A 16,873-nucleotide genomic window follows, 5' to 3' on the forward strand; every position below is an offset into this window, starting at 1 on the left:
GCCACCGGGACCACCGGGACGACCGCCGCCGCCACCGGGACCGCGGCCGCCGGGGCCACCGCCGCCGGGACGCGGGCCGGCAGCCGGACGCTGCGGCATCATGCCGGGGTTAGGACGGTTGCCGCCGGGGCCGCCACCGGGACGGGGGCCGCCACCCTGCGGACGGGGCATGCCGCCCGGAGTGGGACGGGCACCGCCGGGACCGCCCTGGGGACGCGGAGCGCCACCGGGACCGCCCTGCGGACGGGGAGCCTGGCCGGGAGCCTGCGGACGCGGACCGCCGCCCTGGGCGCCACCGGGGCCACCAGGTCGAGGCGCGCCGCCCGGACGGGGCGCCTGCGGGCGTCCCATGCCGGTGGAGCCACCGGAGGTGAAGGGGTTGTTACCCGGACGCGGACCGGCCGGACGGGCACCGCCCGGCTTGGGCGCACCGGCGCCACCCGGACGCTCGGAACGCTGACCGCCGGGACGAGTCCCCTGACCACGGTCGTGGCCACGATCCTGGCCGCGGTCCTGACGGTCCTGACCGGGACCGCCCGGACGCTGACCACCGTGGCCCCCGGCCGGTCGCTGAGCACCCGGGCCGGGACGTGCACCCGGACGGGGGGCGGACGGGGCGGACGGGGCGGACGCGGCGGCCGGAGCCGACGGGGGTGCCTGGAACTCGGGCACGCTCGGGGCCGGGGAGGCCGGAGCGGGCTTCGCTGTCGGCGGCTTGGGACCCGGCAGCGGGCGCGGACCCGGGGCCGGAGTCGCGGCCGCGGGCTTCTCCGCGGCGGGCGGCTTCGGTGCGGCCGGACCCGGGCGCGGGGCGGCCGGACGTGCGGCCTGCGTGGGAGAGGGGGCCGCCGGACGAGCCGGGGCGGCCTTGCGGGGGGCGGGCTTGCCGCCGCCGCTGCCCTGCTGGAGGGCGTCAGTCAGTTTGCGTACAACGGGCGCCTCGATCGTCGAGGACGCCGAACGGACGAATTCACCGAGTTCCTGGAGCTTGGCCATGACGACCTTGCTCTCAACCCCGAACTCCTTGGCGAGTTCGTATACCCGGACCTTAGCCACTTCGCTCCTTTTTAGGTCCGGGTGCGTCCGGACCGTCGCTACTTCATGGGCGTACTCATCGCGTGCTCATCGAGTGCTCATCGCAATCTCGACCTACTTCCAACTCGCGGGGTACCAGGACCGCACGGAGGTTCCGTACGGCACGTTCTACGGTGTTACCTGCTCGGCAACTGTTGTCTGCTCCACGTATCGGCGCAACGCCTTTGTGTCGAGCGCTCCCGGGGCACGCAGCGCCCGCGTGAACGCCCGGCGGCGTACCGCCAGGTCGAGACAGACCTGGGCGGGGTGAACGTACGCACCCCGGCCGGGCAGCGTACCGCGAGGATCGGGGACGCATTCGTCCTCGACCGCCACGACGCGCAGCAGCTCCGTCTTGGCCGATCGCTGCCTGCACCCCACACAGGTGCGTTCAGGGCATGCGCGGGCACGCGTCCGGCCAGACACTGCTAAGTCTACCTCCCCGCACCGACCTCACCCCTTCGGGGCAAAAATCGAACGGTTGTTGTCGTGATCTAAGCGACCTGCGGCTTGGATCTATTCCCCGGCCTCCGGGAAGCACCCGGATGATCCAGTCCGAACGTCCGATCGAGTGGTTACTCCGCAGGCTGCTCGGTGTCCGGGCGGATGTCGATCCGCCAGCCGGTGAGGCGGGCGGCGAGGCGGGCGTTCTGGCCCTCCTTGCCGATCGCCAGCGACAGCTGGTAGTCGGGCACCGTCACACGCGCGGAGCGGGCCGCGAGGTCCACCACGTCGACCTTGGAGACCCGGGCCGGGGAGAGCGCGTTCGCCACCATCTCGGCCGGGTCGTCCGACCAGTCGACGATGTCGATCTTCTCGCCGTTCAGCTCGCCCATGACGTTGCGCACCCGGCCGCCCATCGGGCCGATGCAGGCGCCCTTGGCGTTCAGGCCGCTGCGGGTGGAGCGGACGGCGATCTTCGTACGGTGACCAGCCTCACGCGCGATGGCGGCGATCTCGACGGACCCGTCGGCGATCTCCGGCACCTCCAGCGCGAAGAGCTTCTTCACCAGATTGGGGTGCGTGCGGGAGAGCGTCACGGAGGGACCGCGCACGCCCTTCGCCACCCGTACGACGTACGACCGCAGCCGCATGCCGTGCTGGTACGACTCGCCGGGGACCTGTTCCTGCACGGGCAGGATGGCCTCCAGCTTGCCGATGTCGACGAGCACGTTCTTCGGGTCGCGGCCCTGCTGGACCACACCGGTGACGATGTCGCCCTCGCGCCCCGCGTACTCACCGAGCGTCGCGTCGTCCTCCGCGTCCCGCAGGCGCTGCAGGATCACCTGCTTGGCGGTGGTGGCGGCGATGCGCCCGAAGTCCGACGGGGTGTCGTCGAACGCGCGCGCCTCCTGCCCCTCCTCCAGGTCCTCGGGGTCCTCCTTCGCCCACACGGTCACATGGCCGGTCTCCCGGTTGAGCTCCACGCGCGCGTGACGGCGGCTTCCCTCGGTGCGGTGGTAGGCGATGAGGAGGGCCGCCTCGATCGCCTCGACGAGCAGGTCGAAGGAGATCTCCTTCTCCCGTACCAAGCCCCGCAGGGCGCTCATGTCGATGTCCACGGCTACGCCTCCTCCTCTTCCGTCATGTCCTTCTTGTCCTTGCGGTTGAACTCGACCTGGACGCGGGCCTTGTCGATCTCGTCGAAGGCGAGCCGGCGGGTGGTGGCCTTGCGGCCCTTCACGCCGGGCACTTCGAGGTCGAGGCCGTCGTCGTCCACGGTCAGGATTCTGGCGATCAGTTCCCCGTCCTCGCGGAGCGTGAACTTCACCAGTCGGTCGACGGCGCGGCGGTAGTGGCGGTGCTCGGTGAGGGCGCGCTCGGCGCCCGGCGTCCCGACTTCCAGCGTGTACTCCGCCTGGCCCATCGCGTCCGTCTCGTCCAGCTTGGCCGAGAGCGCGCGGCTGACGTCTGCGACCGCGTCCAGATCCGCGCCCTCGTCCGAGTCGACGACCACGCGCAGCACCCGCTTGCGTCCGACCGAGTCCACTGCGATCTCTTCGAGATCCAGGCCCTGGGAGCGTACGAGCGGTTCCAGCAGTTCTCGCAGCCTCTCGCTCTGGGTGGTGCTCATCCGGGTGACTCCTCGGCCGCGTGTGCTGTTGTGGGTAGGGCGCGTGTCAGGTCAAAGGGTAGCCGCTCCGCTGGGGTGTTGCCGTCCATGCGGTTCCTGTGCGTGGGGGTGCGTGGGGGCGCGCCCACCGGCCCGCGGGTGCCGCCATTTGGGCGCGTGCGGGGTGCGTGGGGGGCTTGTCGCGCGGTTCCCCGCGCCCCTATCGGGGCTGAGGCTCGATCACAGGTACCGTGATCACACCGCTTCTTTGTTCGTACGACCCCCCGAGGACGTCTGCCGTGTCGTTCACCGTGCCGTCGCGTACCCCTTCGGGGCCGCGAAGAAGGAGTCTGCTTGTCGGGGCCGCGAGCGCGGGCCTGCTGGTGGGGTGTTCGGCGGGGGGTGAGGGGTCGGATACCGCCGGGGGGAGTCCTTCGGTGGTGGAGAAGGCGCGGGCCCGGGTGGCGAAGGACAGCGGGGGCCTCGTGGAGCGGTACGACACCGTGATCGCCGCGCATCCGGACCTGGCCGCGCTGCTGACGCCGCTGCGGGCGGAGGTCGTACGGCATGCCCGGGCGTTCGGGGGCGGGAAGGGTACGGGCGCGGGTACTGGTGCTGGTACTGGTGCGGATACGCCGTCCGCTTCTCCGTCCGCTTCTTCGTCCGCTTCTTCGTCCGGCTCGCCTTCCGCCTCGGCGTCCCCCTCCCCCGTGCCGGAGGACCCCAGGGCCGCCCTCGCCGAGCTGGCCGCCGCCGAGCGGAGTCTCGCCGACAGGCGGGCCAAGGCGTTGCTGGAGGTGCCGGGCGAGGTGGCGCGGCTGATGGCTTCGGTGGCGGCGGCGGGGGCCGGGCACACGTACTTGTTGACGGAGGGGGCGAAGTGAGCAGCGGGGAGCTGAAGGCGGTCCAGGCGGCACTCGGGGCCGAGCACGCCGCCGTGTACGGGTACGGCGTCGTCGGCGGGAAGATCGGCGAGGCCCGGCAGAGCGAGGCCCGGGAGGCGTACGACGCGCACCGGGCCCGCCGGGACGAACTCACCCGGGCCGTGCGGGACCTGGGCGGCAAACCCGCCGCGGCGGCGGCCGGGTACGAGCTGCCCTTCCAGGTGACCGATTCCGACTCCGCCGTACGGCTCGCCGCCGAGCTGGAGGAGGGGGTGGCCGGCGTGTACTCCGATCTCGTCCGGGCATCCGAGGGCGACCGACGCGGCACGGCGGCCGAGGCGCTGCGGGAAGCGGCGGTGCGGGCGGTGCGGTGGCGGGGCGGAAGCGTAGCCTTCCCTGGTCTCGCCGAGCGGACGGCCGCTGCCGGCCCGTCGGCGACACCGCACACCTGATCACGGTCCGGAAGGGAACGACTCGCACATGGCTCGCATGGCTTTCGAGGACTTCGAACCGCCGCAGCGGCTGGTGCGAGCGCTCGCCGAGACACGGCGGCCGGACGGCGGTGACGGGATCGGCGAGTGGCTGGAAAGGCTTCCCGAGCTTCTCCAACGGGCCGTCGATCTACGCGAGTTGACCGTCGAGCGGGTGCAGGCGCCCGGCGGCCGCAGCAGTCTGGTGCTCCTCGTACGGCTGATCGACGGCACCCCCGCCGTGCTCAAGCTGGCGCCCCAGCGGGCCCGGCCGGAGAGCGAGCGGGCGGCTCTCGCGCACTGGGACGGGCGGGGCGCGGTGCAGTTGCTCAACCCCGGGGACAGTCATGGCGTGCTGCTGCTGGAGCGGCTGCATCCCGATCTGTCGGTGCGGTCGCTGCCGGAGGCGAAGGCGCTGCTGGAGGCCGCGGCGACGTTGCGGCGGCTGTGGGCCGAGCCGCCCGAGGCGCATGTCTTCGAGACCGTGGCCGAGCGGACGGGGCGGCAGGCCGAGCTGATGCGGTTCGGCTCCGCCGGGGACGGGGAGGCCGAGGCGCTGGTCGACGCCGCCCTTGCCGCGCGGGAGGAGTTGCTTGTCGCTGCGCCTGAGGAGCGGTTGCTGCACGGGACGTTTCGGCAGAGCAAGGTGCTGGCCGGGGAGCGGTTGCCGTGGCTGGCCGTGGGGCCGGATCCGGTGGTGGGTGAGTGTGCGTTCGATCTGGCTCGGCTGGTGCGGGATCGGGTCGAGGATTTGATCGCGTCGCCTTCGGGAGCGGCGATCACTCGGCGGCGGGTGAAGAAACTGGCCGAGTCGTTGGATGTGGATCAGGAGCGGTTGCGGGGGTGGACGTTGTTCCGGGCCGTGGAGTCGGGGGTGCGGGCGCGGAGGGTTGGGCGGCCTCGGGATGCGGAGTTGTTGCTTGAGTTCGCCGGGTGGCTTTGACCGGTGCGGATGAAGAGCTGACTCGGCCGGGTGCGTTCGGACGGTGACGGTCGTTCGTGGCTGGTCACGCCCACGCGGCGGAGCCGCACATCGATACAGCCCCACCCCCCTAGTGGGACCCCAGTTTCAGAGCCAGGACCGGGCAGTCGGCCGCTGCTCGCTTCGCTCGTTTCAGGGCGGCGCGCGGGACGGGGCCCTTCTCGAAGACCGGGTAGCCCCATTCGTCCAGGGTCATATGGTCCGGCAGGAGTTCCGCGCAGAGGCCATGACCCTGGCAGGCGGTCCAGTCGATGTCGAGGGTCGGGGCCGTGGGGGTGGTCATGGCGTCAGCTCCGGGGCTCGGGGACGGGCAGGACGGGCGTGTGGTCGGTGGCCGTGCAGTGGCCGTGGGCGTGGGCGTCGAGTTCGGGGGCGAACGTGGTCAGGGCGCTGCGGACCAGGCGGACGGTGCCGTCGGGGTGGTGGCAGACGCCTCGGCCTTCCACCAGGCCGGCCCAGCGAGCGATGTCGTCGCGGGTGGTGCCCTGGGGGCCTGGGGCGGCCAGGGTCTGGAAGGCGGCGGCGATGCGGGGCAGGCCGTTGAGGCAGGGCCCGCACTGGCCCGCCGACTGGAGGGCGAGGTAGCGCAGGACCCGGGCGGTCTCGGCGAGGCCGCAACGGTCGGCGGGGAGGACGGCGAGGATTCCGGCGCCCAAGTTCGCTGTGCTGAGGGTGAGTTGAGCGGCCTGGTGGGTCGGGATCCAGGTGCCGTGGTAGCCGCCGATCAGGATCGCGCTCGTGCCGTGGAGGGGGAGCAGGCGGTGCAGGGGGAGCCCGTAGGGGGCCTCCACGACTCGGGGGGTGTGGCCCGGGGCGTGCAGGGTGCACAGGACGCTGCCGGGTTCGCCGGGGGTGCCTGCCGAGCGGTACCAGTCGGCGCCGTAGCGGGCGATCAGGGCCAGGTGGGCGAGGGTCTCGACGTTCTGTACGAGGGTGGGGGCGCGGTGCACGCCCTGTTCGCGGACCGGGGGGTTCTGGTGACGGGGCAGGGCGGCGTGGCCGTTGATGTGCTGGGTGAGGGCCGAGGACTCGCCGGACAGGAAACGCTTGGGGACGCGGACGACCCGTACGGGGATGGGGTCGCGGTCGCGGCGTTCGGCCATCGCCGCTTCCAGGTGTACCGCGTCCTCCTCGACCGCGAGGTACGCCTCGGCCGCGCCGGTCGCCTCGGCGGCCAGGCGGAGGCCGTCCAGGACGAGGTGGGGTGACAGCCGCAGCAGCGTCTTGTCCTTGGCGCCGGCGGGTTCTCCCTCGGAGCCGTTGGCGACGACCACCGGGGCGCGGCCGGTGCGGCGGCCCGCATCGGCGACGGAGGCGAGCTTGCGGTACGTGGGGAAGGCGGCGCCGCCACGGCCGGTGAGGCCGGACTCGGCGGTCACGCGGAGCAGGTCGGCGGGGGTGAGGGCGGTGAGGGGGCCGTAGCGCTGTTCGTGGGTGGGGTGGTCGGCCGGGGTTCCGCCGGGGGCCAGCAGACGGGGTGACATGTGGAGGTCGGAGAGGACGGTCGGGGCGTTGGGTGCGGTCGTGGTGGTCACGGGCGGGCTCCTTCGGCCGTGCGGAGCAGGGTGGCGGGGGTGCGGCGGGAGTCTCGTACGGCGTGGGCGGCGCGCAGGGCGAAGGCGGCGAGCACCGCGGCGACGCAGGCGACCGTGAGCCAGAGCATCCAGGCGGTGCCGTTGTCCGTGCCGATGCCGATGCCGTGGACCAGGGCGAACGGCCAGGACGCGTACGCCAGCCAGTGCACGGCCCGCCAGGTGCGGTGGCCGACGCGGGCCCGGAGGAGGCTGGTGATCAGGACGCCGAGCATCAGGTCGAGGGCGACCGTGCCGAGGCCGAGCCAGAGGGGCTGGTAGTCGGAGACGAAGGGGATGAACGTGTCGACGAGGCTGATGTCCACGTAGTCGTCGACGACGGCGGCCGCGATGTGCAGGACCAGGAATGCGGTGGCGGAGAGGGAGAGGGTGCGGTGGAGGGAGACCGTGCCGAAGCGGGGCAGGCCGGGGATGCGGGCGCGGAGCCGCACCGCGATGCCGAGGAGGACGACGACGGTGAAGAGGACCAGACAGACGGCGCCGGTGGCTCTGTTGGCGTACCAGAGGATCTCGTCGCTCATGCGGTGGGCTCGGCTTTCGGAGTGGCGGACGGCCAGCCCGGTGTTGTGACGACCGTGCCCTCGTGGGTGACCAGTCGGGCCGGGAGCCCCAGGCGGGAGAGCCAGCGGGGTGCGGTCTCGCCCTTGACCAGGGCGGCGGTGGTGGCGGCGTTGGCGTCGGCGCAGGTGGAGGCGGCTACCGAGACGGTGCGCCAGGGGGTGGCGGCGGACTGACCCGTGCGGGGGTCGACTATGTGGTGAAGATGGTGGTCACCGCGGCGCCAGCGGCGGGCGGTGGTACCGGAGGTGGCGAGGCCGCCGCTGCGGATGCCGACCGTGGCGTACGAGCCGTGCTCGGGGAGTTCGTCGACCGGGGCCGTCTCGTCCTGGACGCGGATGCGCCAACCGCCGGCCGGGGGTTCGCCCGCGACGGCCGTGTCGCCGCCGAGGCTGACGAGGATGCCGCAGTCTGCTGTCCGGGCCAGGGTCCTGGCCGCCTTGTCGGCCGCCCAGGCCTTGGCCGTGGCACCCAGGTCCAGGCTGACACCGGGCGGGAGGGTCACCGTGTTCGTGGCGCGGTCCAGTTCGACCAGGCTCCAGCCCGGCACCCGCTTGACCGACAGCCGCACGGGGCGGTCGTCCTCCTGGACCAGGGTGAAGTCCCGGTCGTAGCCGAGGGCCTCCATCGCCGAGCCGACCGTGGGGTCCACCGCGCCGTCCGTGGCGCGGGCGGCGCGCAGGGCCACTGTCAGGGCCTCGGCCAGCAGCGGGCTGACCTTCACGGGTCGGCCTTCGGCCGCGTTCAGCGCCGACAGCTCCGAGTCCTGGCGGAAACGGCTGCACGCGGCGTCGACCTCGGCCAGGTGGCGGGCCAGGAGCAGATTGCAGGAGTCGAGCAGGGCCGGGTCGGTGGTGACCAGGCGGACGCTCGTACCGAGGGCCCGCCAGTCCGTGGCGGCAGTGGGGCGGGAGGTCGTGGACACGGTCATCACGACGCCCCCGAGGTCGAGTCCGCGGAGTCGTCCGAGGAGGACGTCATGCCGTCGGAGGAGGACTGGAGGTCCGCGGAGGAGTCGGAGGCGGAGGAGTCGCTCGAACTGTCCGAGGAAGAGGAGGAATTTGACGACGACGAGGAGGTCAAGGACGAGGAATCCGACGACGTGTCCGTGCTGCTACCGGTGCCGGTGCCGCTGTCGCTGCTCGAACTCGTGCCGCTGTCCGTGCTCGACGATGTCGAACTCGTGCCGCTGCCGCTCGCGTTGGTGTCCGTGTCCGCCTGCATCGTGCCGATCAGCGCGAACATGCCGGCCGCCGCCGCAAGCGTCACCGCCGCCGCGGTGGCCGCCGCGCGCCGGGCGCCTCTGCGGATTCCCGCGACGGCACCCTTTTCACTGGTCGCCATGACCGTTCCCCTCCGTAGTGACGTTCTGTCACGCCCTACGGTCGGGGAACGGTCTGAGAGAAACCTGTGAGGTACCTATAGGCCCCCGGAGAACATTCTGAGGGTTTTCTTTAGGCGGCGGTCAGGCGGGCGATCGCCTCATCCACCGTCAGCTCCTCGCGCTCACCGGTGCGGCGGTCCTTCAGCTCCAGGACGCCCTCGGCGGAGCGACGGCCGGCGACCAGGATCTTCGGTACGCCGATCAGCTCGGAGTCGGTGAACTTCACGCCCGGGGAGACACCGGCGCGGTCGTCGACCAGAACGCGGAGGCCGGCCGCCCGCAGCTTCTCGGAGACGTCGAGGGCCAGTTCGGTCTGGAGGGCCTTGCCCGCGGCGACGACGTGCACATCGGCCGGGGCGACCTCGGCGGGCCAGCACAGGCCCTTGTCGTCGGCGGACTGCTCGGCGAGGGCCGCGACCGCGCGGGAGACGCCGATGCCGTACGAGCCCATGGTGACGCGGACCGGTTTGCCGTGCCGGCCGAGGACGTCGAGCTTGAGGGCGTCGGCGTACTTGCGGCCGAGCTGGAAGATGTGGCCGATCTCGATGGCGCGGTCCATCCTGAGGCCGGTGCCGCAGTTCGGGCAGGAGTCGCCCTCCTGGACGACCACGACGTCGACGTACTCGCCGACCTCGAAGTCACGGCCCGCGACGACGTTCCTGGCGTGTGTGCCGGCCTTGTTGGCGCCGGTGATCCAGGCGGTGCCCGGCGCCACCCTCGGGTCGGCGATGTACGTGACCTTCTCGCCCAGGCCCTGCGGGCCGACATAGCCGCGGACCAGGTCGGGACGGCCGGCGAAGTCCGTCTCGGTGACCATCTCGACGACGGCCGGGGCGAAGTGCGCCTCGACCTTGCCCATGTCGACCTCGCGGTCGCCGGGGACTCCGACGGCGACGATCTCGCCGTCGACCTTGACGAGGAGGTTCTTGAGGGTGGCGGAGGCCGGGACGCCCAGGTGGGCGGCGAGGGTCTCGATGGTCGGGGTGTCCGGCGTCGGGATCTCTTCGAGAGCGGGCACACCCTCGGCGTCCACCGGCTTCAACTCGTACGTGATCGCCTCGGTGTTGGCCGCGAAGTCGCAGGCGGGGCAGTCCGCGAAGGTGTCCTCGCCGGCGCCGGCCGGGGCCAGGAACTCCTCCGACTTCGAGCCGCCCATCGCGCCCGCTGTCGCCGCGCAGATGCGGTAGTCGAGGCCCAGACGCTCGAACACCTGCTGGTAGGCCTGGCGGTGCAGTGCGTACGAGTGGGCCAGGCCCTCGTCCTCGGTGTCGAAGGAGTACGAGTCCTTCATCAGGAACTCGCGGCCGCGCAGGATGCCGGCACGGGGGCGGGCCTCGTCACGGAACTTGGTCTGGATCTGGTAGAGGATCACCGGCAGGTCCTTGTAGGAGGACGCCTGGTCCTTCACGATCAGCGTGAAGATCTCCTCGTGGGTGGGGCCGAGAAGGTAGTCGCCGCCCTTGCGGTCCTTCAGGCGGAACAGCTCCGGGCCGTACTCGTCCCAGCGGCCCGTCGCCTCGTACGGCTCCTTCGGCAGCAGCGCGGGGAGCAGCACCTCCTGGGCGCCGATCGCGTCCATCTCCTCGCGGACGATGCGCTCCACGTTGGCGAGGACCTTCTTGCCGAGCGGCAGCCAGGTCCACACGCCGGCCGCCGTGCGGCGGACGTAGCCGGCGCGGACGAGGAGCTTGTGGCTGAGCACCTCGGCGTCCGCCGGGTCGTCGCGCAGCGTCTTCGCCATCAACTGGGACATGCGCTGGACCGGTGCGTTCGCCATGGTTCTCGTACTCCTGCCGGATCGGTTGATGGCCTGAGGTTAGCCGGGCGGCGGGGGCCCGTGGAAATCCGGCGGTGGTGGCAGGGGGTGGGACGGCGGCTACCTGCGGCGCAGGGGCAGGGGGGCGCCCATCACCGCGTACGGCTTGGGGGCGCTGGGGAAGACGACCTGGCGGGCCAGGTCCGTGTAGCCGAGGGAGCGGTACAGGCCGCGGGCCGGGCTGTCGACGTCGATCGCGGAGAGGATCGACCGTGGTTCGGCCGCGCTGTCGGTGATGGTGGTGATCAGAGCGCGGCCGACGCCGTGGTTCTGGTGGCGGGGGTGGACGTGCAGTTCTGTGATCACGAAGGAGTCGTCCAGCCAGTGCTCGTGGTTGAGGGCGCGGAGGTAGGGCTCCACGACGGTGGACCACCAGTGGGTGCGGTCGTTGGGCATGCCGTAGACGAAGCCGACGAGCCGTCCGGCGGTGGTGGCGCCAAGGGCACGGGCGCCGGGGTAGGTCATGTGGCGGAGGACGATCTGGCGGCGGACCGCCACCTCGTCGGGGCCCAGGCCGAAGGCGACGGCTTGGACGGCTAGGGCCTCGTCTACGTGGGTGGAGAGGTCCAAGGGGCCGATGACGAGGTCCATGTTGCGGACTCTACAGGGGGGTTCGTGGTGTCTGCGGGGTGCGGGTTGTATGTGGCTGGTCGCGCAGATTCCCGCGGCCCTATAGGGCGCGTTCCTTGCCCGGCGGCCAGGAAGTGCACCTCAGAACAGCACGCTCATGAACGCGCCTACCTCCTGGAAGCCCACCCTTTGGTACGTGCGCCTCGCCGCCGTGTTGAAGTCGTTGACGTAGAGGCTGACCAGCGGGGCCACGTCGGCGAGGGCGTAGCGGAGGACCGCTGCCATGCCGGGGGCGGCCAGGCCCTGGCCTCGGTATTCGGGGGCCACCCAGACGCCCTGGATCTGGCAGGCGTGGGGGGTCGCCGCGCCGATCTCGGCCTTGAAGACGACGCGGCCGTCGGGGGCGAGGCGGGCGAAGGAGCGGCCGGAGCCCACGAGTTCGGCGACTCGGGCCTGGTAGAGGAGGCCGCCGTCGCCGGCCAGCGGGGAGACGCCGACCTCCTCGGTGAACATCGCGACACAGGCCGGCATGATCGCGTCCAGCTCGTCCTTGCGGATCCGGCGGACGTACGGGTCGGGGGCGACGTCGGCGGGGTCGGGCAGCCGGTCGGTGACCATGAGGGGCTGGCGGGAGCGGACCTCGCGGGCCGGGCCCCAGCTGGGTTCGAGCAGCCGCCAGAGCTGGGCGGTGGGTTCGGCGGGGCCGACGACCGAGGAACAGCGGCGGCCGGCCCGGCGGGCGCGGTCGGCGAAGGCGCGCACGGCGCGGGGGGTGGCGCAGATGGGGACGAGGTTGGCGCCGGCGTAGCAGAGGGAGGTCAGGGCGCCGTCCTCGTACCAGCCCCACATCTCGCCGCCGAGCCGCCAGGGGTCCAGGCCGGCGACCTGGACGCGGGAGGTCACGAAGGCGTTCGCGACGGGGTCTCGGTCCAGGACGGCGAGTGCGGCGTCCAGGTCACTCGGTTCGAGGACCCTGGTGGTGGTCTGGGTCAACACGTGCGGGGGCCTCACCCTGGGGTCTGCGGTGGTCTCCGCACGATACCCTGCCGGGCTGTGCCGGTCGCCCTGTGGCTGCGCCACGGCCGAGCCCCTTACAGCTCGGGGGCTACCGTGCTTTGGCGGGTGCGGGTGCGTTGTGGCTTGTCGCGCAGTTCCCCGCGCCCCTTGAGGGGGCCTGCGGCCCCTCAAGGGGCGCCGGTCCTCAGGAAGCGCGGCCTGATCAGCCTGCTACCGCCACCGTCGGTTCGCCCGAGGCGATGCCCTCCGCCTCCATCTGTTCGGCGATCTTCATGGCCTCTTCGATGAGGGTCTCGACGATCTTGGACTCGGGGACGGTCTTGATGACCTCGCCCTTGACGAAGATCTGGCCCTTGCCGTTGCCTGAGGCGACGCCGAGGTCGGCCTCGCGGGCCTCGCCGGGGCCGTTGACGACGCATCCCATGACGGCCACGCGCAGCGGGACCTCCATGCCGGTGAGTCCGGCGGTGACCTCTTCGGCGAGCTTGTAGACGTCGACCTGGGCGCGGCCGCAGGAGGGGCAGGAGACGATTTCGAGGCGGCGCGGCTTCAGATTCAGCGACTCCAGGATCTGGTTGCCGACCTTGATCTCCTCCACCGGCGGGGCCGACAGCGACACCCGGATCGTGTCGCCGATGCCCTCGGAGAGCAGCGCGCCGAAGGCCACCGCCGACTTGATGGTGCCCTGGAAGGCGGGGCCCGCCTCAGTGACGCCGAGGTGGAGGGGGTAGTCGCACTGGGCGGCCAGCTGGCGGTAGGCGTTGACCATGACGACCGGGTCGTTGTGCTTGACCGAGATCTTGATGTCCCGGAAGCCGTGCTCCTCGAAGAGGGAGGCCTCCCAGAGGGCGGACTCGACCAGCGCCTCGGGGGTGGCCTTGCCGTACTTCTGCAGGAGGCGGCGGTCCAGGGAGCCGGCGTTGACGCCGATGCGGATCGGGGTGCCGTGGTCGGCCGCCGCCTTGGCGATCTCCTTGACCTTGTCGTCGAACTGCTTGATGTTGCCGGGGTTGACGCGGACCGCGGCGCAGCCGGCCTCGATGGCGGCGAAGACGTACTTCGGCTGGAAGTGGATGTCGGCGATGACCGGGATCTGCGACTTGCGGGCGATCACCGGGAGGGCGTCGGCGTCGTCCTGCGTGGGGCAGGCGACGCGGACGATCTGGCAGCCGGAGGCCGTCAGCTCGGCGATCTGCTGCAGCGTGGCGCCTATGTCCGACGTACGCGTGGTGGTCATCGACTGGACCGACACCGGCGCGTCTCCGCCGACCGCCACGGACCCGACCTGGATCTGCCGGCTCTTCCGGCGCTCGGCGAGCTTGGTCGGAACGGACGGCATGCCGAGAGAAATCGCAGTCATCTGCTGTGCAACCCCAAGTTGTGGATCAGGATCGGGTCCCGGTACGGGCGGGCTCCAGGCTTCGAGATTACGGCACAGGCGGGGGCCCGAGCACTCCCCCACCTCGAACCACTCGGCGGGGGGACCCCCATCGTCCGTAAACCCACCCGTTGGGGAGACTCGCCGCGCGGTTCGGGCACTGGTGAGCGGACGTACCCGTACGACAGCGGCCGGGCCCCACTTTCGTGAGTGTGCCCGGCCGCCGTGAACTACGGGTGACTACGAGATGCGCACCGGGTTCACGAGGTCCGCGATCAGCACCAGGAGCGTGAAGCAGACGAAGATTCCGGCCACGACGTACGCGACGGGCATCAGCTTCGCCACGTCGAACGGGCCGGGGTCGGGCCGGCGCAGCACTTTGGCCGCGTTCCGGCGCAGCGACTCCCAAAGGGCGCCCGCGATGTGCCCGCCGTCGAGCGGGAGGAGCGGAAGCATGTTGAACAGGAAGAGGGAGAGGTTGAAGCCGGCGAGCAGGATGAGGAAGCTGGCGAGCTGCTGGGTGGCGGGGATGTCCATGGTGAAGATCTCGCCGCCGACGCGGGCCGCGCCGACCACGCCCATGGGCGAGTCGGCCTCGCGCTCGCCGTCGCCGAAGGTGGCGTCCCACAGGGCGGGGACCTTGGCGGGCAGGGAGATCAGGGACTCGACGCCGTTCTCCATCATGTCGCCCATGCGGTCCACGGACTCGCCGAAGGACAGCGGGAGGACTTCGGAGGCGGGGGTGAAGCCGAGCCAGCCGGCGTACACGTACTTGTCCTCGACGTAGCCGCCCTCGCCGTCGGTCTGGCTGACCTGGTTCTTGATGAGGGTGGGGGTCAGATCGACCTGCTGGCCCTTGCGGTCCACGGTGAGCGTGACCTGCTTGCCGGGGTTGTCGCGGATGTCGGCCTGCAGGGAGGACCAGTCCTCGACGGGGGTGCCGTCGAACGCGACGATCTTGTCGCCGGGTTCCAGGCCCGCCGCCTTGGCCGGGGCCTCCTGGTCGCTGCCCTTGCACTTCGAGCGGTTCTCACTGGCCGAGATGACGCAGTCCGAGACCTTGCTGACCGTGGTCGTCTGGGTCTGGGCGCCGAAGGTCATCATCACGCCGAGGAAGATCACGAAGGCCAGGACCAGGTTCATGAAGGGTCCGGCGAACATCACGATGACGCGCTTCCAGGGCTTGCGCGTGTAGAAGAGTCGGTTCTCGTCGCCGGGCTGCAGTTCCTCGAAGGAGGCCGCGCGGGCGTCCTCGATCATCACGCGCCACGGGGAGGTCGAGCGGGATTCGATCCGGCCGTCCGGGCCGGGCGGGATCATGCCGATCATGCGGATGTAGCCGCCGAGCGGGATCGCCTTGACGCCGTACTCGGTCTCGCCCTTCTTGCGCGACCAGATGGTCGGTCCGAAGCCCACCATGAACTGGGGCACGCGGACACCGAAGAGCTTGGCGGTCGAGAAGTGGCCCAGCTCGTGCCACGCGATCGAGAAGGCCAGGCCGATCACGAAGACCACTATGCCGAGGATGAACATCAGGGTCGTCATGCACGGGCCTCCGCGGTCGTCCGCTCGGTGGGGTTGGCTGTCGAAGTGGTCAGTTCACGGGCCCTGGCGCGCGCCCAGGTCTCCGCTTCGAGGACGTCCGCCACGGTCAGGGAAGTTCCCGTTCCGGGGGTGCCGTGCTCCTCGACGACCTGTGTGACGGTTTCCATGATCGCGTTGAACCGGAGCCCCCCGTGCAGGAACGCGTCGACGCACTCCTCGTTGGCCGCATTGAACACCGCCGGGGCGGTGCCCGCGAGCTGTCCCACCTGCCGGGCGAGCCCGACCGACGGGAACGCGTCGCTGTCGAGGGGGAAGAACTCCCAGGTGGACGCCTTGGTCCAGTCGAAGGCGGGCGCGGCGTCCGGGACGCGCTGCGGCCAGCCGAGGCCGATGGCGATGGGCCCGCGCATGTCGGGGGGCGTCGCCTGGGCCATCGTCGATCCGTCCGTGAACTCAACCATCGAGTGGACATACGACTGGGGATGCACGACGACCTCAATGCGGTCGAAGGGAATGTCGTAGAGGAGGTGCGCCTCGATGACCTCCAGGCCCTTGTTGACCAGGGTCGCGGAATTCACGGTGATGACCGGGCCCATGGCCCAGGTGGGGTGCGCGAGGGCGTCGGCGGGCCGCACGTCGGCCAGCTCCGCCTTCGTACGGCCGCGGAACGGGCCGCCGGAGGCGGTGACGACGAGCTTGCGCACGTCCGCCCGGGTGCCGGAGGCGAGGGCCTGGAAGAGGGCGGCGTGCTCGGAGTCGACCGGGATGATCTGGCCCGGCTTCGCCACGGCCTTCACCAGCGGGCCGCCGACGATGAGCGACTCCTTGTTGGCGAGCGCGAGGGTGCGGCCCGCCTCCAGGGCGGCGAGGGTCGGGGCGAGGCCGATGGAGCCGGTGATGCCGTTCAGCACGGTGTGGCAGTCGGACGTGGCCAGGTCGGTGGCCGCATTCGGGCCGGCGAGGATCTCGGGCAGGGCCTCCCCGGCCCCGTACACGGCGGCCAGGGCCTCGCGCAGCGCCGGTACGACGTCCTCCCGGGCGACGGCGACGGTCCGCACGCGCAGGCGGTGCGCCTGCGCGGCCAGCAGCTCCACCCTCCCTCCGGCGGCGGAGAGCCCGGTGACACGGAAGCGGTCCGGGTTGCGCAGGACGAGGTCGATGGCCTGGGTGCCGATCGAGCCGGTCGATCCGAGGATCACTACGTCCCGTACACCGTCGACCGGGTCGAAGACGAGATGCGGATCGGCGAGAGGGGCTGGACTGTCGCTCATCCCTCCATTGTGGCCGCATCCGGTGTCCGGCAGGACCACGCGTCCCCTTGTCGACCCACTTCGTGCCGTGTGTGGTTGACGAGGGCATTTCCACCGCGACCACGTACAAGAACCGCAAGGCCTACGTCTGGAACAACACCGGTGACACGGCGACGCTGCTGAAGGCGGACGGTTCGACGGTCGACTCTCGTTCCCGGAGTGCGCGGGACGGTAGCGACGAGTACTGCCAGCCCGCTGCGAGGGCCGTCCGTAGGCCGCGGGCCGTAGGTGGCTGGTCAC

The 16,873-nt window shown here is 71.5% G+C and carries 18 protein-coding genes; 4 read left to right on the plus strand and 14 right to left on the minus strand.

The window, feature by feature from the left end; genetic code table 11:
* The 4 genes from ACFU53_RS20475 to rimP all read right to left on the minus strand — a co-directional run.
* The coding region (locus ACFU53_RS20475; RefSeq protein WP_383994072.1) for a translation initiation factor IF-2 N-terminal domain-containing protein at window positions 1–1,056 on the minus strand (1,056 nt) is incomplete at its 3' end.
* Between the two features lie 147 nt (window positions 1,057–1,203).
* Window positions 1,204–1,500 (minus strand): YlxR family protein, encoded by a 297-nt coding sequence (locus ACFU53_RS20480; RefSeq protein ID WP_383994075.1) that lies wholly within the window; start codon window positions 1,498–1,500, stop codon window positions 1,204–1,206.
* 149 nt (window positions 1,501–1,649) lie between these two features.
* Window positions 1,650–2,636, minus strand: a complete 987-nt coding sequence (gene nusA, locus ACFU53_RS20485) for a transcription termination factor NusA (protein ID WP_383994077.1) — start codon at window positions 2,634–2,636, stop codon at window positions 1,650–1,652.
* Window positions 2,637–2,638: 2 nt separating this feature from the next.
* On the minus strand, window positions 2,639–3,148 hold the full coding sequence (rimP, locus tag ACFU53_RS20490) for a ribosome maturation factor RimP (protein ID WP_383994080.1): 510 nt from the start codon (window positions 3,146–3,148) through the stop codon (window positions 2,639–2,641).
* A gap of 278 nt (window positions 3,149–3,426) precedes the next feature.
* Here rimP and ACFU53_RS20495 point away from each other — a divergent pair, with 278 nt between their 5' ends.
* The 3 genes from ACFU53_RS20495 to ACFU53_RS20505 are packed head-to-tail and all read left to right on the plus strand — an operon-like array spanning window position 3,427 to window position 5,424.
* On the plus strand, window positions 3,427–4,011 hold the full coding sequence (locus ACFU53_RS20495; protein ID WP_383994083.1) for a hypothetical protein: 585 nt from the start codon (window positions 3,427–3,429) through the stop codon (window positions 4,009–4,011).
* Entirely contained in the window at window positions 4,008–4,463 is a 456-nt protein-coding gene (locus ACFU53_RS20500; protein WP_383994085.1) for a ferritin-like domain-containing protein, read from the plus strand. Before ACFU53_RS20495 ends, ACFU53_RS20500 begins: the two co-directional genes overlap by 4 nt.
* 28 nt (window positions 4,464–4,491) lie before the next feature.
* Entirely contained in the window at window positions 4,492–5,424 is a 933-nt protein-coding gene (locus ACFU53_RS20505; protein ID WP_383994088.1) for an aminoglycoside phosphotransferase family protein, read from the plus strand.
* Window positions 5,425–5,533: 109 nt separating this feature from the next.
* Here ACFU53_RS20505 and ACFU53_RS20510 read toward each other — a convergent pair whose 3' ends face one another.
* From ACFU53_RS20510 to ACFU53_RS20525, 4 genes are read right to left on the minus strand one after another with little or no spacing between them, the layout of a single operon-like run.
* Complete coding sequence (locus tag ACFU53_RS20510) at window positions 5,534–5,746, minus strand: ferredoxin (protein ID WP_383994091.1); 213 nt, start codon at window positions 5,744–5,746, stop codon at window positions 5,534–5,536.
* Between the two features lie 4 nt (window positions 5,747–5,750).
* Complete coding sequence (locus ACFU53_RS20515; RefSeq protein ID WP_383994094.1) at window positions 5,751–6,998, minus strand: NADH-ubiquinone oxidoreductase-F iron-sulfur binding region domain-containing protein; 1,248 nt, start codon at window positions 6,996–6,998, stop codon at window positions 5,751–5,753.
* Window positions 6,995–7,576, minus strand: coding sequence for a ferric reductase-like transmembrane domain-containing protein (locus tag ACFU53_RS20520; RefSeq protein ID WP_383994097.1), 582 nt, complete (start codon window positions 7,574–7,576; stop codon window positions 6,995–6,997). The genes ACFU53_RS20515 and ACFU53_RS20520 overlap by 4 nt, the downstream gene beginning before the upstream one ends.
* Window positions 7,573–8,544 carry an FAD:protein FMN transferase gene (locus tag ACFU53_RS20525; protein WP_383994100.1) on the minus strand — a complete coding sequence of 324 codons (972 nt, stop codon included), beginning with the start codon at window positions 8,542–8,544 and terminating at the stop codon, window positions 7,573–7,575. The genes ACFU53_RS20520 and ACFU53_RS20525 overlap by 4 nt, the downstream gene beginning before the upstream one ends.
* A gap of 48 nt (window positions 8,545–8,592) precedes the next feature.
* On the opposite strand from ACFU53_RS20525, the gene ACFU53_RS20530 reads away from it, so the two are divergent.
* The gene (locus ACFU53_RS20530) at window positions 8,593–9,027 is read left to right on the plus strand and encodes a hypothetical protein (protein WP_383994102.1); all 435 of its coding nucleotides are present in this window, start codon (window positions 8,593–8,595) and stop codon (window positions 9,025–9,027) included.
* A gap of 40 nt (window positions 9,028–9,067) precedes the next feature.
* Here the strand turns inward: ACFU53_RS20530 and ACFU53_RS20535 are convergent, their stop codons facing one another.
* From ACFU53_RS20535 to dxr, 6 genes are all read right to left on the minus strand, one after another.
* A complete protein-coding gene (locus ACFU53_RS20535; protein WP_383994105.1) occupies window positions 9,068–10,774 on the minus strand; it encodes a proline--tRNA ligase in 1,707 nt (568 codons plus the stop codon).
* Window positions 10,775–10,873: 99 nt separating this feature from the next.
* Window positions 10,874–11,404: a GNAT family N-acetyltransferase gene (locus tag ACFU53_RS20540; RefSeq protein ID WP_383994108.1), complete on the minus strand. Its 531-nt coding sequence runs from the start codon at window positions 11,402–11,404 to the stop codon at window positions 10,874–10,876.
* A 120-nt stretch (window positions 11,405–11,524) separates the two neighbouring features.
* Window positions 11,525–12,379 (minus strand): GNAT family N-acetyltransferase, encoded by an 855-nt coding sequence (locus tag ACFU53_RS20545; protein WP_383994111.1) that lies wholly within the window; start codon window positions 12,377–12,379, stop codon window positions 11,525–11,527.
* A 223-nt stretch (window positions 12,380–12,602) separates the two neighbouring features.
* On the minus strand, window positions 12,603–13,760 hold the full coding sequence (ispG, locus tag ACFU53_RS20550) for a flavodoxin-dependent (E)-4-hydroxy-3-methylbut-2-enyl-diphosphate synthase (RefSeq protein WP_383994114.1): 1,158 nt from the start codon (window positions 13,758–13,760) through the stop codon (window positions 12,603–12,605).
* Between the two features lie 258 nt (window positions 13,761–14,018).
* Window positions 14,019–15,323 carry a M50 family metallopeptidase gene (locus tag ACFU53_RS20555; protein WP_383994117.1) on the minus strand — a complete coding sequence of 435 codons (1,305 nt, stop codon included), beginning with the start codon at window positions 15,321–15,323 and terminating at the stop codon, window positions 14,019–14,021.
* Window positions 15,320–16,594 (minus strand): 1-deoxy-D-xylulose-5-phosphate reductoisomerase, encoded by a 1,275-nt coding sequence (gene dxr / locus ACFU53_RS20560; RefSeq protein WP_383994120.1) that lies wholly within the window; start codon window positions 16,592–16,594, stop codon window positions 15,320–15,322. Before dxr ends, ACFU53_RS20555 begins: the two co-directional genes overlap by 4 nt.
* Window positions 16,595–16,873 lie beyond the last annotated feature (279 nt).

The sequence above is a fragment of the Streptomyces sp. NPDC057474 genome, from assembly GCF_042802555.1.
GTDB lineage: Bacteria > Actinomycetota > Actinomycetes > Streptomycetales > Streptomycetaceae > Streptomyces.

Coding starts and splice junctions, on each gene's coding strand:
- rimP (WP_383994080.1), bottom strand. CDS start 3,148: ATGAGCACCACCCAGAGCGAGAGGCTGCGAGAACTGCTGGAACCGCTC.
- ACFU53_RS20505 (WP_383994088.1), top strand. CDS start 4,492: ATGGCTCGCATGGCTTTCGAGGACTTCGAACCGCCGCAGCGGCTGGTG.
- ACFU53_RS20510 (WP_383994091.1), bottom strand. CDS start 5,746: ATGACCACCCCCACGGCCCCGACCCTCGACATCGACTGGACCGCCTGC.
- ACFU53_RS20520 (WP_383994097.1), bottom strand. CDS start 7,576: ATGAGCGACGAGATCCTCTGGTACGCCAACAGAGCCACCGGCGCCGTC.
- ACFU53_RS20525 (WP_383994100.1), bottom strand. CDS start 8,544: ATGACCGTGTCCACGACCTCCCGCCCCACTGCCGCCACGGACTGGCGG.
- ACFU53_RS20530 (WP_383994102.1), top strand. CDS start 8,593: ATGCCGTCGGAGGAGGACTGGAGGTCCGCGGAGGAGTCGGAGGCGGAG.
- ACFU53_RS20535 (WP_383994105.1), bottom strand. CDS start 10,774: ATGGCGAACGCACCGGTCCAGCGCATGTCCCAGTTGATGGCGAAGACG.
- ACFU53_RS20540 (WP_383994108.1), bottom strand. CDS start 11,404: ATGGACCTCGTCATCGGCCCCTTGGACCTCTCCACCCACGTAGACGAG.
- ispG (WP_383994114.1), bottom strand. CDS start 13,760: ATGACTGCGATTTCTCTCGGCATGCCGTCCGTTCCGACCAAGCTCGCC.
- ACFU53_RS20555 (WP_383994117.1), bottom strand. CDS start 15,323: ATGACGACCCTGATGTTCATCCTCGGCATAGTGGTCTTCGTGATCGGC.
- dxr (WP_383994120.1), bottom strand. CDS start 16,594: ATGAGCGACAGTCCAGCCCCTCTCGCCGATCCGCATCTCGTCTTCGAC.